General features: G+C 58.4%; 1 protein-coding gene. It reads left to right on the top strand.

Features of this window, described 5'->3' with window-relative positions; all coding sequences use genetic code 11:
* Positions 1 to 191 (top strand): hypothetical protein (locus B3M53_RS10545; RefSeq protein WP_286800374.1); only part of this gene is annotated, 191 nt, incomplete at its 5' end.
* Positions 192 to 471: the final 280 nt, after the last annotated feature.

The following is a 471-nucleotide window of genomic DNA, read 5'->3' on the forward strand; positions in this document are numbered from 1 at the left end:
TGCATCCCGGCCATGCTCGCAAACTGGCCTATCTTCTCAATGAGATGGATCAGGATGTCCTCTATTATGAAAACATGGAGGGTGGTCACTCCGCCGCCGCCAACCTTCAGGAAAGCGCGCGCCGTCTGGCGCTCGAATACACCTTCCTGATGGAAGAGCTGATGGATGAGGACGACGCCAGCGAAGGCTAGGCTTCACTTCCAAGACCTGATTGAGAAGCCCCGGAGCCCCTGCTTCGGGGCTTTTTTTGCGCCCGCCTGTTAACCGGTTGGAAAGCACTATCCCCTGTCAGGCGAAACATCAGGCCGTCTGGCGTGTATGCTCTTGGGTGAACCCAGTTGTGCAGAGGTGCGCCATGGTCGCTGACATTGCAGGCGGTGCGGGATATCTCGCTGATTTATATCGAACCCCGCCCCGTGAATCCGAGCCCGCCCTGATCAACACGACCAGCGCACGCGATGCGGCTGCAGT

The organism is Oceanicaulis sp. UBA2681 (assembly GCF_002354675.1).
GTDB classification, from domain to species: domain Bacteria; phylum Pseudomonadota; class Alphaproteobacteria; order Caulobacterales; family Maricaulaceae; genus Oceanicaulis; species Oceanicaulis alexandrii.